We start from the raw sequence: 14,165 nt of genomic DNA, 5'->3' as shown, positions 1-14,165 counted from the left end.
TATGGAGAGGTCGAGGGCCGTCTGATCACTCGTGGTGTTGTGATGCGCGAAGAGCTTTCAACTCATCCGCATGCTCATCGTAGGCTCGCTGCTATTCTCGCGGCGGACATCGCTGGCTACAGCCAGATGATGGGCCGCGACGAGGAAGGGACCGTTCGCCGGCTCAAGCATGTGCGCCGCGAGATCGTCGATCCCACGCTTGAGGAGCACTACGGCAGGCTTGTGAAGAACACCGGCGATGGCTTCCTCGCCATGTTCGATAGCCCGCTCGAAGCCGTGAGATGCTCGATTGTCATTCAGCAGTCAGTGGCAGCAAGAAACACCGGTCTGCCACGGGACTATTGGCTGCAGTACCGGATCGGGGTGAATCTGGGCGACGTTATCGTTGAACCGGACGATGTATTCGGCGACGGCGTCAACATCGCCGCCCGCCTGGAGGCTCTCGCGACACCAGGCGGCGTCTACATCTCAGGCGGCGTCTATGAGCAGATTAAGAACAAACTCGTCTGCGGTTATCAGCCGCTCGGCGACGAGAAGCTGAAGAACATCACTGATCCTGTTCGCATCTATCGTGTGCTTCCCGACCCTGCTTCGTTCAGCGGCGCGGCGAGAAAAAGATGGCCCTTTTGGCTCCCAGTCGGCATCGCGGCAGCCTTTGCGCTGGTTGCCGCCGGACTCTATTCCACCGGCCACTGGCCGGTCGGCGGAAGGGCAAATCTGGTGTCGGCCGAACGCTTGCCCCAAGCGGTACCCGTCCCGCTGACCTCCGCGACCAACGATCCGGCAAGGCCCCCGGCCGCTGCTCCGCCTGCCGGCGATACTGCAAATGCGGCCAAGCCTTTGGCGCCGCCTGCCGATCCTGCACCAGGCGTCCCCACTTCAGCTCCGCAGGTCGCGATCTTGGCCCCGAACCCTCCTGCCGCGCGAATGATCCAAACCGCGTCCGGCTTCCGCGACTGCGAAACCTGCCCCGAAATGATCCGAATACCCGGCGGGTCCTTTCGGATGGGCAGCGACGAGGACCCGTCGGAACAACCGATCCGGACTGTGACCATCGCGCCATTCGCAATCGGTCTGTCTCCCCTCTCCGTCGCCGAGTGGAACCGATGCGCGGCGGCAAAGGGCTGCTCCTTCGTCCTCGACGGAAGCGACAGCGCACCGGCCCGCAATCTGAGCTGGCTCGATGCCAAGCAATATGCGGACTGGCTCATGCAAGTGACCGGTAAGCCTTACCGTTTACCGAGCGAAGCGGAGTGGGAATACGCCGCCAGGGCGGGTACCTCGACCCGCTTCTGGTGGGGCCGTGAACTCGAACCCGGCAAGGCCAATTGCAGGGACTGCGGCGCGACGCAGGACCCGAAGGCTCCGATGCCGGTCGGCAGTTTCGCACGCAATGCGTTCGGCGGCGCGGATTTCGGAGGCGGGGTTGCGCAGTGGGTGGCCGATTGCTGGCTGGCCAACTACCGCGATGCGCCCTCGGATGGCTCCCCTAGAACGACCGAGAATTGCCGCGAGAACGTCTTGAGAGGTGGCTCCTGGCGAAGCAACGCGGCCTCCGTGAGGCCAGCGAGCCGAACCCATTACGATACGGGAGTCCGTTACCCGGCACACGGATTCAGGATAGCTCGTTCGCTCTGACAGGAGGGTTCCATGGGCCGATCAGCCAGCAGTATTTGGTTTGCTTTTGCTGTCACGGGCCTTCTACCTATGGGAGCCCTGGCGCAGACGGCGCCAACCCCTAAGCCCCCCACACCGCAACGTGCGCCGGCTCCGGATGCCCGCCTGTACATCATCTATCCGTGGGACGGCGCGCAGATCCGCGGGGAGTTCTGGGTGCGGTTTGGCCTCCGAAACATGGGTGTGACGCAGGCCGGCAGCTCAGCTGCAAATGCCGGACATCACCACCTTCTGGTCGATGTCACCGACGAGATCGATCCCGAGGAGCCGCTTCCGACCGACAACAAGCATCTTCACTTCGGTGCGGGCCAGACGGAGGCGAGGCTTGAGCTGCCGCCGGGAAAGCACACACTCCAATTGGTGCTGGGCGACCCCGAGCACCGGCCGTTCAAACCGATGCTCATCTCGAAGAAGGTGACCATAACCGTGTTGACAGCGGCACCGGCGAGAACGTCGAAGAAAGTTAGTGGGAAGGGCGCCTAACGCGAAGAAAAGCGGTCCCCCAAGGGTAGCTAGGGGGTCGGCAGCCCCCATTCGCCAATGCCCGAGATGGCCGCAAGTATTCGTTGAGGGCGCAAGCTCGCATCACCCCTTCCCAGCTACCCCCGCCTGCGCGAAGGTCGCCATGCCCGAATGGATCGCGGCCGCGGCCTTGACGAGGCTGGCGGCGAGTGCTGCGCCTGTGCCCTCCCCCAGCCGCATGTCGAGCGCCAGCAAGGGCTGCTTGCCGAGATGCGCGAGCACCTGCGCATGGGCGCCCTCGGCCGAGAGATGGCCGGCGAGGCAATGGTCGATCGAGGATGGATCGAGCGCGTGCAGGATCGCCGCGGCGGCCGTCACGACATAGCCGTCGAGGATGACCGGGATGCGCTGCGAGCGCGCAGCGATGATCGCGCCGCAGATCGCGGCGATCTCGCGGCCGCCGAGCCGACGCAACACTTCGAGCGGGTCCTTCAGATGGGACGCATGCAGGGCAAGGCCGGCTTCGACGGCGGCGATCTTGCGCTTCAGCCCGTCATCGTCGACCCCGGTGCCGCGCCCGCACCATAGCGCGGCGTCGCCGCCATAGAGCGCGGCATAGATCGCAGCCGCCGAGGTGGTGTTGCCGATGCCCATCTCGCCGAGGCAGAGCAGATCGGTCCCGCCGACAAGCGCCTCCATGCCGAAGGCCATGGTGGCGACGCAGGCGCGTTCGTCGAGCGCATCGCCTTGGGTGAAATCACCGGTCGGCAGATCGAGCGCGAGATCGAAGACCTTGAAGCCGAGATCGAAGGCGGCGCAGATCTGGTTGATCGCCGCGCCGCCCGCGGCGAAGTTCTCCAGCATCTGGCGCGTCACAGCCTGCGGAAAGGCCGAGACGCCCTGCGCGACGACGCCGTGATTGCCAGCGAAAACGCACACCAGCGGCCTGTCCACAGTGGGTTTGGCCTTGCCCTGCCAGGCTGCAAGCCATTCGGCGATCTCCTCCATGCGGCCGAGACTGCCGGCCGGCTTGGTGAGATCCTTGTCGCGGGCGCGCACGGCGTTGGCGGCGGCCATGTCGGGCCCCGGCATGGCGGCAATGAGTTCGCGGATATCGTCGAAGGGCAGTCCTGAGGCAGACATTACAGGCGTCTCGTCGGGCGGTCCGGGATGAGCGCCGGTGCTTCGCCATGGCGGCCGGCTCGCCGCTGCTGCTATAGGCTCGGGGACCGGAAGACAATCGAGGACGGCGACGCAGCATGGCCGATGCGCAGAACGATATCGCGAGCGCGACGCCGGCCGAGCCGCCAAATCCGCCCGCCTGGCCGGGCTGGTTGATCGCGACTGCGATCTGCATCCGCTTCTATTCACGCCTGCCTGTCCCCGCCCTGCCCGGCGAAACCGACCTTCACGCCCTGCCCGACTTCCGCCGCGTGCCGCGTGCGCTGCCTTTTGCCGCCATCGTCATCGCCCTGCCGGCTGCGCTGGTCCTGCTGGGCGCAGGATTCGCCGGGCTGGGCTCGACGCTCGCGGCCTCATTGGCCGTGACAGCCTCGGTGCTCACGACCGGGGCGTTTCACGAGGACGGTCTCGCCGACACGGCCGATGGGTTGTTCGGCGGGCATACGGTCGAGCGGCGGCTCGAGATCATGAAGGATAGCCGCGTCGGCTCCTATGGCGCGCTCGCGCTCGGGCTCTCGGTGCTGCTCAGGGTGACGGCGCTGGGCTCGGTGCTCGACGTGGCCGGCATGTGGGCGGCCGTTGTCATGCTCGTCATCGCCGCCCCCTGGTCGCGCGCCGAAGGCTTGCGCCTGCTGGCCACGCAACCGCAGGCGCGCAGCACCGGAGCAGCCGCTGCGGTGGGGCAGCCTTCGCGTGACACCGCCTTGTTCGCTCTCGCGCTTTCGGGAGGGCTCGCCCTCCTCTGCATGATGACGACGACGCTGCCGCTCGCGGGCCTCTTGCTCGGACTTCTGCTGGCGAACCTGGCGGCAAGCGGCCTTGCACGCCTGTCTCGTCGTTTGATCGGGGGCCAAACCGGCGACATCCTCGGCGCGGCCCAGCAAATCGCCGAGATTGCAATCTATCTCGGCTTTGCGCTCGCCTTGGGAAGTGGCGCGGCATGAGCGGCGCGTCGACGCCCTGCATCAAGATCTGCGTGATCGATCCTGCCAGCAAGCTCTGCCAGGGCTGCGGCCGCACCCTTGCCGAAATCGCGCAATGGAGCGGGATGAGCGAGGTGCAGCGGCTTGCGGTGATGGCGAAATTGCCGAAGCGGCTGGCGGAACGCCCGGTCTAGGCGCTCAGCCGCAAACGCCCGTCAGGTCAGCAGCGACCAGATGAAGCGCGAGGCGACGGCCAGCAGGAACAGGCCGAAGACGACCTCAAGCTTGCGCTTCGACAACCTGTGCGCCAGCCGCGCGCCGATCGGCGCCGTCCAGATGCTGGTCGGGATGAACAGCAGGAAGCCGATGAACGAGACATAGCCGAGCGAGAGCGGCGGCAGCACGTCCATTTTCGGCCAGCCGGCATAGATGTAGCCGAGCGCGCCGGGGATCGAGACCAGCACGCCCAGCCCCGACGAGGTCGCGACCGCCTGATGGATCGGGCGGCCGTAGAAGGTCATGAACAGGCTGGAGAGCTGCCCGCCGCCGATGCCCATCAGCGCCGAGAGCACGCCGATGATGGCGCCATAGATGTTCATGAGGACGGCGCCCGGCATTTCGTCGCCAAGCTTCCAGCGGTCGGAGGCGAAGAGCAGCCGCAGCGCGCTCGCAACCGCGACGACAACGAAGACGATCTTGAACAGGTCAGCCGGCGCATAGCGCGCGATGACGCTGCCGGCGATGACGCCCAGCACGGCGGGGACCGCCCAGACCTTGAGGATCGACATGTCCACCATTCCCTTGGCACGATGCGCCTGGAAGGAGCGGATCGAAGTCGGGATGATGACCGCAAGCGATGTGCCGACGCAGAGCGGCATGCGCACATCCTCGGGCACGCCGATGACGCGGAAGACCTCGTAGAGGATCGGCACGATGACCGCGCCACCGCCGACGCCGAAAACGCCCGCCAGCAGGCCGGTTACGGCGCCCGCCGCGATAAGCGAGACGGCGAGGAAGGCGAGGTCGCCGAGAGGAATGCCTGCAAGCATGAGATCGGTCCGGGTGGGGCAACGCAGACCCTGTGGGCGATTTCGCCAGCCGGAGCAAGCCGCTCGCGGCAGGACAGGCATGCCCGGGCTGGTCACGGAACCGTGGCGAGGCAGCTCTTTCGCCCAATTCGGCGCTCGCCTGCTTGGTGGATGTCGATGCGGGATCGCGTGCTAGTATCCCCCTGCACAGCAGCAACGGCCAAAGGGCGAAGAGGAGCGCAACGACACCGGACAGGCCGCAAAATCGGGAAAATCGTCTCAACCATAACAATTCAGGGAGGCTATGATGACAGACCCAACAGCTGAGACATTTGAAGAGAGCAGGCTCTCGCGGCGAACGCTTATCGCCGCGGCAGGGCTCGGCGCCCTCAGCGCCGCTGCCAGTCCCGCGCTGGCGCAAACCGCAACGGGAGCGGCCGCACCTCCGAGCACGATCACCAATCCACCGCGCGATTTCAGCCGCAGGGGCGCGCCGACGACCTATTTCTGGGACCCCGACATCATCGCGGTCGATCCCTCCTTCAACGGCCTTGCCCAGCCCAATAGCGCGATCCAGCGGCTCTGGACCGGCGCGCTCTGGTCGGAAGGGCCGGCCTGGAGCGCGCAGGGGCGCTATCTCCTCTGGAGCGACATCCCCAACAACCGGCAATTGCGCTGGCTCGAGGATGACGGACATGTCAGCGTCTTCCGCTCGCCATCGGGCAACAGCAACGGCAACAGCTTCGATTTCCAGGGCCGGCAGCTTTCCTGCGAGCACCTGAACCGTCGCGTCGTGCGCTATGAGCTCGACGGCTCGGCGACCGTGCTTGCCGACAGCTTCGAAGGCAAGAAGCTGAATTCACCCAACGATATCGTGGCCCATCCCGATGGCAGCTACTGGTTCACCGACCCGCCCTATGGCGGCCAGCTCTACGAGGGCGCGCCCGATGCACCCGGCGGCCCCAGCAACGCCAACGGCAAGCTCAACCCGCGACTGGGCCAGCCGCCGGGCATCGGGCTGGCCAAGCGCGAATTGCCGACGAACTGCTACCGCATCGACCCGAGCGGGCGCATCGATCTCGTGGTCTCCGAAGCCCAGGTGCCGGACCCCAACGGCCTGTGCTTCTCGCCTGACTACAAGAAGCTCTATGTCGCCTCGACCGGGAAAGGCCCGGGCGATACCGGGCCGGGCGGCAAGGGCGACATTCACGTCTTCGACATCGGTGCGGACAACAAGACCTCGAACGGAAAACGGTTCTCCGACTGCATGATCGACGGGATCAATTGCGGGCCCGATGGCCTGCGCTGCGATGTCGAAGGCAATCTCTGGGCATCGTCCAATGCCGGGCGCAATGTCGGCTATAACGGCGTCACTGTGTTCAACCCAGCAGCCAAGATCATCGGCCGCATCCGCCTGCCGGAGGTCTGCGGCAACATCACCTTCGGCGGCCCGAAGCGCAACCGGCTGTTCATGGCGGCAAGCCAATCGCTCTACGCCGTCTATCTCGGCACGCAGGGAGCCGGACCGGGCTGAAGCGATCTGCAAAAACACGCGCCCCGGAGCGGTAGTTCCGCTCCGGGGCGTCCTGCGAGCCTCTCGGCAAGCTCCGGGTCGAGGACCTAGGAGCCTGCTGCGTTTTCGTGGAAGCGCGGGTCATCCCGGCCGGAGCCCTCGGGTCCGACCTTCGGTCGGCCCAAGGATAAACTCCGCGCAGAGCCGGTATCCATGCCTGAACGATGACCGCAAACGCTCCGGCATGAATCCCGGGTCAAGCCCGGGATGACCCAGTGTTTCCGAGTAAAATCGGCATGCTCCGGCCTACGCGTCGAGGATGGGCGCGAAGCCGCCATGGACCAGGCGCTTGCCGTCAAAGGGCATTGGCCGATCGCGCATGCGCGGATCCTCCATCATCTTGGCCCAGGCTGCGTCGCGAACCTCCTTCGAGGGCCACTCGATCCAGGAATAGACGATGGCCTCGTCGCCTGTCGCCTTCACCGCGCCCTTATAGTCTGTGACCTTGCCGTCGGGCACATCGTCGCCCCAGGCGTCGACGATCCGCAGCGCGCCATGTTCCTTGCACAGGACCGCGTGCTCGGCTGCAAACTCGCGATAGGCCGCTTTGCTCTGGGTGGGCACCGGAACCAGCATGCCGTCGGTATAGCCCATCTTGCCGCGCGCGCCCTCGTCGACGATCGACGAGAAGCCGCCATAGATCATGCGCTGACCGTCGAACGGCATGTTCGTGCCCATCTCCTTCATGCGCGGATCGCTCATCATCTTCTCGTTGGCCGCATCGGCGACATCCTTGCTGGGATATTCGAGCCAGGAGAACACGATCACTTCATCCGGCTTGGCCTTCACCGCCCCCTTGAAGTCCGTGACCTTGCCGTCGGGCACATCATCGCCCCAGGCCTCGACCATCCGCGTGGCGCCGAACTCCTTGAAAACCCCCACGGCGTCGGCGGCGTGCTTGCGGTAGGCCTCCTTGTTCGCGGCCGGCACGGCAACGACAAACCCTTGCACATACATCATGGCTTCACTCCTGCCTGTTGGATGCCGGCCACCCGCCGGCGGGTCGAATGTCGGAAAATGTTGATATCAACTCACTGTCATGGAGCCCCGCCGACGCAAGGCCTCCACCCTCGCCCCGGCAGCCCCCCGTTTACGGGGCGCCGCGACCGCACGATCAGGCGAACAGTGCCTCCAGCTTGACCATCGAGCCGGTCCAGCCATGGGTGTGACCCCGCACCGCCTGCTCGTCGAAGAGCTTTTCGTGAAGCAGCGTCAGGATCGTCTCCTCGCCGTCGGGCTTCAGCGTCACCGTCACGCGCGAGACCCGTTCGGGCGTCGTGACCCAGGCCCAGCTGAAAACCAGCCGCTCATTCGCAACGACCTCGTGATAAACGCCCGAGACCTGATGTCGTTCACCGGTATTTTCGAGCATCACGATGCGATAGACGCCGCCGATGCGAGGATCGACCTCGGCCTCGATCGTTTCGACATTCTCGGGCCCGAACCAGCGGGCCAACAGCTTCGGATCGGTCCAGGCCCGATACACCTCGGCAGGGCTGGCGTTCAACCGGCGCTTCATCGTCAGGCTCGGGGTCGCCTCGACTTTCTTGTCCATGACGTTGCCTTTCCCCGTCTGCAGCCTGTTCAGGCTTCGCTGCGCCGTTGTTCATTGAACATGGCTTCCAGCGCGTCGAGACGCTGCGTCCAGAAACGCTGGTAATGTGCAAGCCAGCCCATCGCTTCCTCCATCGGCCCGGCATTGAGGCGACAGGACACCGTGCGCCCCGTCTTCGACCGTGTGATGAGGCCCGCATCCGAGAGCACGTCGAGATGCTTCATGATTGCCGGCAGCGAGACCGGGAAAGGCTGCGCCAGTTCGCTGACCGAGAGCCCGTCCTCCGCGTCCAGCCGCGCCAGAAGCGCCCGCCGCGTCGGGTCCGACAGTGCTGAAAAGGTGCGATCCAGCTGCGTCTCTTGAAACTTAACCATGGAGTTAACTTACGCGCGGATGGCAGCAACCGTCAAGCCCTGTCGGGCGACTGGTAGGCGACTGGTGTAGGGAAAACCGAAGTTTGCCGCAGTTGAACAAAACTGCCGCAAAACGGGCCCGTCAGCGCATCGTTGCCAGCACCTAGCCAGCGGAGCCCGTAGGCCCTGCCCATCTACGATGAGCGAGAATGGCGCTTGCGATGCGCAACAGGTTTGTGGCCAATATTGGCGTGGCGCGAGCATCGCTCGGGTCATCCGGTTAGAGAGGCGCGCCCGGTCGAAAGAACGGCCGCTTCAGACCATCGCCGCCATCCTTGAGCCAGCCGCCGACATGGGCTCAGCCATTCAATGCCGCTTTAAGGGCGTCGATCCGCATCGACGCCTCGGCCTTGGAAAGGGCGTTGTCGAACTGCTCGGGCTGCTTAGCCTGCTCCGACAACGTCTTTAGGTAGGACGTCTGGGCGCCGGTCATCGGATCGTCGCCGGACACCCAGTTTTCCGGTGGCTTCTCCGTATTGTCGGCAGGATGGGGATCGAGCTTGGGGTTGTCGGGTTCAACGTCGCGGTCGATGCGGTTCATGGGTCACCTGTCTGTTTCTGTTTTGTTCTACCAACGTGTCGACCTCACTGTTGGTTCCCTGGATGTCGGGGGGCGATCCATCGGGCGAATGAAGTCCGCCACGTTTATGAAAGGCGATTAGACGACCGCCTGGAGGACGCCATTTCCTGGGCGAAGTCCGGACGAGTCGTTCGGACTTATGTCGGCTCAGTACGCTTCGCCAGGTCAGCGAGGCTTGGCGTCCCGATGCCGTCCTGCTTGGCGCGGTCCCCGATCGACTCCTCGCTGCGGGTCATCGCCCTCGAAATCGCCTTCAGCGCCATCCCCTTCCCGGCAAGCAGCCTGAGCTTCTGTAGCTCTTCGCTGGTCCACGGTGCGGTGCCGCTCGGATCGTTCGCTCAAATTCTACTCCTCCTGCGCCGATCATGGCCGCGTGTTCGGGCGCTTCACAAGATGCCTGCCGAGTGGTGGCGCTATGACGAACCGCGGCAGGCGCATGTATCCCGTTTGCTTCGACTACTGCAGCTGCGGCTTCTTCAGGAAGGAGTTGCGATCGGACGACCTGACCCGAAGCCAGGCTTCACGGCCATTACGGACAACCCGGATCGGAACCTCGGACCCGGCGGGCCCGATCGCCCAGAGCTTTCTATAGAAGTCTGCCAGATCTTCGACCTCACCGTCCTGGACGTCCGAGATCACGTCGCCGGGGCGCATGCCAGCCTTTGCCGCCGGCCCGCCTTCCGTCACGCTCATCACCACGACCTTGCCGTTGTCCTCGGCCGAGAAGGCGCCGAGCCATGGCCGAGGGGGCTTCTCGACCCGGCCCTTGCGGAGCAGATCGTCCAGGATTGGAGGCAACAAGTCCACCGGTACACTCATGTTGACCTCGGAGGTCTCGTTCCCCTGCGTCACGTGCAAATGCAGCGAGCCGATGCCCAGAAGCTTGCCGTCCCGTCCGACGAGTGCCGCGCCGCCCCATGACGGATGGGCAGGGGCGGTGAAGATCGCCTTGTCCAGGAGGTACTCCCAGTAGCCGGCGAATTCCTGTCGGGCCACGATATTCGCCTGCACGACTTGACCCATGCCGTCGGCGAGCACGACCGCGTCGCCTTCGGAGGCGGCCGTGGCGTTGCCGAACTCGACGGCGGGCAGGTTGAGTTGATCCAGCGCCAGCACCAGTCCGAAGCCTGTCTCCTGATCATAGGCGAGGGCGTGGGCGGGTACGACACGGCCACCTTGCGTCGTCAGCCAGACTTCCTCCGCCTCGGTGATGAGATAGCCGATCGTCAGAACCAGCCCGTCGTCCCGGATCACCACGCCACTGCCTTCCCTGCGGGTGCCCAACGCGGCCGCCGTGAACGCATCCTCTGGGATGGAGCAGCGGACGCCGACGACGGACTTGAGTGCGAGGGAAATATCCACGGCTAGTTCCTGGAGAGCCAGTCGGCACGGGGCGGCGGCGGCCGATCGATCCTCCATGAAATATGACCCAGCTCAATCAGCGCAAGATCCCCACGCACGGTTAGGCAAAGCGATCTCGGTGCCCTCCTGCCATAGCGTCGCGCCTTCAGCCCCTGCCGCGATTAGCAGCGACACACGAGAAGAGCCGGCAGGCGAACAATGGCCCTTAGCTGACGTAACGAAGGTCTGCTCCTGGGCGATGCAATGAGATCGGCAACGGCGGCCCGGCTGCGTCGGCACCGAGAGCGGCCGTGGCCTTGCCGAAGCGCAACCATCAGCAGGCCAGGCGATTAAGTGTCGATTCGTCGTCCTGATCCGAATCAGAGGTGGACAACCCCCGTGAACGATCCGGGAACATCATTGGCAATTGACCGCTTTTCGGCGAAATTTGCCTGTCCGAATCGCAAGAGGCCGCCTCGGTATTCCGAAACGGCCTCCCGTGACGAGGATCGGGGAGAAGCTGACCCACGGCCTGTGCAAGCGCGACCTTACCCGTCGCGATGATCGTGTCCAGCTGCTCGTCGGCGCTCTGAGCCCTTTTCCACGATCGTGCGAAGGGCCGCCGTTGAAGCGACACGAGATGTCTCATGACCGATTTGAAGAAGACCGCTAGCCCACTGATCATTCGCGACCTGCCGGGCATCTTGGCAGTTGAGGACGCCACTTGGCTCCATAACGACGAGCGCGTCGAGAAGGAGGCAGACGTTTTCACCGAAAAGCATTTCGGAGTGAGCCTTGGAGATCTCGGCTTTGCGCGCCCAGACGATGGCACCGAGATAGACTTGGATGAGCTCGACGCGGAAAGGCAGGTTCATCCGACCCGCCTTCTCCTCGATTACATGTTCGAGGAGACTGCCGTTCCCTACCTGCTCGGCCTGGGAGCGGATCTGAGGACAAAGCACGGTCCTCCGTTCCGCTCCGCCATGGCGCTGGCTCCGGTTGTTGAAGCCGTCCTCCGAGGCATCGCCGGCCACTTGTCAGAGCCGGAGAGCGCCAACGTCGCCGGATTCGAATCTTGGATTGCGAAGGAAGCGAAGTCGTTCCGCCGCTCCGGTCCTCGCCGTTGAACTGAGCGCAGGGAGCACATCGATCATGCCAATCAAGCGGCGTACCCCGCTGATTACTGTCGATCTCGGCGAGAACGGCGGAACTCGCCTCTTCTACAGCCTTGATGAGGTAGACGAATTTATCGACAGCGAAAGCGAGGCCACGCCTGGGAGGCTGGTTAGATCAACCCTCGGTGGTCCAGCTTGGCAAAGAATTGCCGAAGCTCAGAGCATGGTCGGCAATGCCCGAAGCAGCCCAGACTATCTGGAGCAGCTAAACCAGTTGCTCGTCCTCGCTTTTGGCGACACATCTCCCTTTAGCTTTCCGACATCGGTCGGGCCCAGAGGCAAGCTCGTAACCGAAATCGCCGAGGCGCGCGGCGATGGTGTTGCCGCCGGCGCAGTTGGGTATTTTACCAACCAGATTGGCAGCCTGACGCAGAATAGCGAGACGATCCAAGGTGCTCATCTCGCGGCGGCTTTTGACATTGGCATCGATGCTAACAGCGCGAAAAGCTATCGGGCAGCCTTCAAAACGATTGCGGAACAGGGCACGCGGCACCACCGCAAATTTGCGGAGGACAGCGCTACGCTCCTCGGCGATATCGAGGAAAGGCGAGATGCTGCGACAGCCCGGCTTCGTCGAGCTGCCATCCGTTGGGTGAAACGGCAGAACAGACGCCTAGACGAAGCCAAGGAACGGTTCGATACCGCGGAGAAAGACATCCGCGTCGTCGAGGAAACCTACAAGGTCCAGATGGCTCTTCAGGCCCCGGTAGAATACTGGGAGCAGAAGAAAGCTCGCCACCAGGGCAAAGCGGTCTTCCTGCGGAGAGCGCTGTGTCTCTTTGGCATTGGAGCCACCTTGGTTCTCGGGTGGCTGCTTTACAGCGTTGCCGGTCGGATTGTCGTCGAAGCCGCAAAGGGAACAGGTGCCGGCGCGATCGCATATGCCGGCATCGGCGTGTTTGTCACGACGATCGCATTCTGGGCTGCCCGGATTATGGTGCGCCTCTTCATGAGCGAGCATCACCTCGCAATCGACGCCGAAGAGCGGGCAATCATGGTTCAAACCTACCTGGCCTTGAAATTGAAAGAGCAGGTCGGCCCTGAGGATTTGAAGATCATCCTGACGGGCCTCTTTAGATCGACGTCTGATGGCATCGTGAAGGACGATGGAGCGCCCGATATCGGGATTGCCTCTCTGCTGTCGAAAGCCGCTTCGAAATGAGCCTCCGGCGTGGAATAGGCGCGCTGTTCTTGACGGTGTGGAAGCGCATCAAGCCATCCCTCCAGAGCGCGAAGTTCTACGCGCTATGGCTCCCAGTGATGATAGCGTTCAAGCTCCGGGAACGCCGTGCGTATAACGAGATATCCCCTAAGCTGTGGCTATCTTCAGGCGAACTAATTTACAGAGACCTGGAGATGTACGATGAAGTCGATGGGCACAAGCTCGACAAGTCTTTTCTAGATGAATTAGTGAAAACTAGAACAGATCTGCATGACAAAATTGCAAAGAGGCTTATTTTGACGCTCTGTGTCTTCTCATTTCTGTTCGCTAATTTCCTTTCACTGAAAATTGATTTTAAAGTTGGTGGGTTTGACTTAAAGTATAGCCCAGCTATCGCTCAAGGCCTTCTGCTTGTGACCAACATGATCGCGGTCCATACTCTTATGATGCAGAACAGTCTTCATATCCTGGATTCGACCATTAAGTTTATTGTTATAAAGTCGATACCGCCCGAGTTACATCAGATTTATTTTGCTAAGATATTTAACCGCGAACATTACCCCTCATATACACCCTACAATTTGCCTCACATTACTTTTAATCCGCTAAACACTTTTATGGGTAAATACACGGCAGTTGCGTTTTTAACTCTGCTATGTGGAAGCGGCCTGATTTACGTGGCATGCAATATTTGGATGATATATGATATGATATTCAACCCTAAATTTGGGTGGATCAGCATTTCTATTGGGGCATACATTGTAATAACCGGAATTTTTGCGTTTCTATACATGATCATAACTCGCTTCAAGCTGCCATACACAGATTATACTCATAACCAAGAGCTTGAATTGCTTGGACAAATAGACCCAGATAGACGAGCGCTGCGCAGCTCCGAAATCTATGACAAGCTGATCTCGCTCCGCCGCGAAATGGTAGAGCGAGGCTATTTGAAGAAGGTTTGATTGTCGGGCACACTGCCGGCTGGCGCCTGGAACACGGGTCGCTAGATTAGGCCCAAACCGCCGCCGAAGCATCGCCACATCTCGGCGATCTGTACGGGCTTGCAGCAGGTTCATCGTGTCAGGCATCTC

General features: G+C 62.7%; 15 protein-coding genes. 8 read left to right on the top strand and 7 right to left on the bottom strand.

Annotated elements, in window-relative coordinates; translation table 11 throughout:
* Window positions 1-42 precede the first annotated feature (42 nt).
* Together C4S73_RS18500 and C4S73_RS18495 are read left to right on the top strand one after the other, a co-directional pair.
* Window positions 43-1,638 carry an SUMF1/EgtB/PvdO family nonheme iron enzyme gene (locus tag C4S73_RS18500; RefSeq protein WP_103874016.1) on the top strand — a complete coding sequence of 532 codons (1,596 nt, stop codon included), beginning with the start codon at window positions 43-45 and terminating at the stop codon, window positions 1,636-1,638.
* Window positions 1,639-1,650: 12 nt separating this feature from the next.
* Entirely contained in the window at window positions 1,651-2,160 is a 510-nt protein-coding gene (locus tag C4S73_RS18495; RefSeq protein WP_244595668.1) for a DUF4399 domain-containing protein, read from the top strand.
* 102 nt (window positions 2,161-2,262) lie between these two features.
* Here C4S73_RS18495 and cobT read toward each other — a convergent pair whose 3' ends face one another.
* Window positions 2,263-3,282: a nicotinate-nucleotide--dimethylbenzimidazole phosphoribosyltransferase gene (cobT, locus tag C4S73_RS18490; RefSeq protein WP_103874014.1), complete on the bottom strand. Its 1,020-nt coding sequence runs from the start codon at window positions 3,280-3,282 to the stop codon at window positions 2,263-2,265.
* Between the two features lie 116 nt (window positions 3,283-3,398).
* Here cobT and C4S73_RS18485 point away from each other — a divergent pair, with 116 nt between their 5' ends.
* Window positions 3,399-4,265, top strand: coding sequence for an adenosylcobinamide-GDP ribazoletransferase (locus C4S73_RS18485; protein ID WP_103874013.1), 867 nt, complete (start codon window positions 3,399-3,401; stop codon window positions 4,263-4,265).
* Window positions 4,262-4,438 (top strand): DUF1289 domain-containing protein, encoded by a 177-nt coding sequence (locus tag C4S73_RS18480; protein ID WP_103874012.1) that lies wholly within the window; start codon window positions 4,262-4,264, stop codon window positions 4,436-4,438. Before C4S73_RS18485 ends, C4S73_RS18480 begins: the two co-directional genes overlap by 4 nt.
* Window positions 4,439-4,459: 21 nt before the next feature.
* Here C4S73_RS18480 and C4S73_RS18475 read toward each other — a convergent pair whose 3' ends face one another.
* Window positions 4,460-5,293 (bottom strand): sulfite exporter TauE/SafE family protein, encoded by an 834-nt coding sequence (locus C4S73_RS18475; protein WP_103874011.1) that lies wholly within the window; start codon window positions 5,291-5,293, stop codon window positions 4,460-4,462.
* A 286-nt stretch (window positions 5,294-5,579) separates the two neighbouring features.
* Between C4S73_RS18475 and C4S73_RS18470 the strand changes: the two genes are divergently transcribed.
* Window positions 5,580-6,806: an SMP-30/gluconolactonase/LRE family protein gene (locus C4S73_RS18470; RefSeq protein WP_244595667.1), complete on the top strand. Its 1,227-nt coding sequence runs from the start codon at window positions 5,580-5,582 to the stop codon at window positions 6,804-6,806.
* A 285-nt stretch (window positions 6,807-7,091) separates the two neighbouring features.
* On the opposite strand, the gene C4S73_RS18465 is transcribed toward C4S73_RS18470, so the two are convergent.
* The 5 genes from C4S73_RS18465 to C4S73_RS18445 form a co-directional block, all read right to left on the bottom strand.
* Complete coding sequence (locus C4S73_RS18465; protein ID WP_103874009.1) at window positions 7,092-7,805, bottom strand: DUF1428 domain-containing protein; 714 nt, start codon at window positions 7,803-7,805, stop codon at window positions 7,092-7,094.
* 154 nt (window positions 7,806-7,959) lie between these two features.
* Complete coding sequence (locus tag C4S73_RS18460) at window positions 7,960-8,400, bottom strand: SRPBCC family protein (protein ID WP_103874008.1); 441 nt, start codon at window positions 8,398-8,400, stop codon at window positions 7,960-7,962.
* Between the two features lie 29 nt (window positions 8,401-8,429).
* Window positions 8,430-8,774 (bottom strand): ArsR/SmtB family transcription factor, encoded by a 345-nt coding sequence (locus C4S73_RS18455; protein ID WP_103874007.1) that lies wholly within the window; start codon window positions 8,772-8,774, stop codon window positions 8,430-8,432.
* A 337-nt stretch (window positions 8,775-9,111) separates the two neighbouring features.
* Window positions 9,112-9,354 carry a DUF3072 domain-containing protein gene (locus C4S73_RS18450; RefSeq protein ID WP_103874006.1) on the bottom strand — a complete coding sequence of 81 codons (243 nt, stop codon included), beginning with the start codon at window positions 9,352-9,354 and terminating at the stop codon, window positions 9,112-9,114.
* A gap of 495 nt (window positions 9,355-9,849) precedes the next feature.
* Window positions 9,850-10,812 (bottom strand): S1C family serine protease, encoded by a 963-nt coding sequence (locus C4S73_RS18445; RefSeq protein ID WP_425290356.1) that lies wholly within the window; start codon window positions 10,810-10,812, stop codon window positions 9,850-9,852.
* Between the two features lie 569 nt (window positions 10,813-11,381).
* On the opposite strand from C4S73_RS18445, the gene C4S73_RS18435 reads away from it, so the two are divergent.
* Genes C4S73_RS18435 through C4S73_RS18425 form a run of 3 tightly spaced genes read left to right on the top strand, consistent with a single transcriptional unit; the run spans window position 11,382 to window position 14,036 of the window.
* Window positions 11,382-11,861 (top strand): hypothetical protein, encoded by a 480-nt coding sequence (locus C4S73_RS18435; protein ID WP_103874004.1) that lies wholly within the window; start codon window positions 11,382-11,384, stop codon window positions 11,859-11,861.
* A gap of 25 nt (window positions 11,862-11,886) precedes the next feature.
* Window positions 11,887-13,071: a DUF6161 domain-containing protein gene (locus C4S73_RS18430; RefSeq protein WP_103874003.1), complete on the top strand. Its 1,185-nt coding sequence runs from the start codon at window positions 11,887-11,889 to the stop codon at window positions 13,069-13,071.
* A 29-nt stretch (window positions 13,072-13,100) separates the two neighbouring features.
* Complete coding sequence (locus C4S73_RS18425) at window positions 13,101-14,036, top strand: hypothetical protein (protein ID WP_146071409.1); 936 nt, start codon at window positions 13,101-13,103, stop codon at window positions 14,034-14,036.
* The last annotated feature ends 129 nt before the right edge of the window (window positions 14,037-14,165 follow it).

Source organism: Allobosea lathyri (assembly GCF_900108245.1).
Taxonomy (GTDB): Bacteria; Pseudomonadota; Alphaproteobacteria; order Rhizobiales; family Beijerinckiaceae; genus Allobosea; species Allobosea lathyri.
This window is presented reverse-complemented; position numbering and strand designations above follow the sequence as displayed.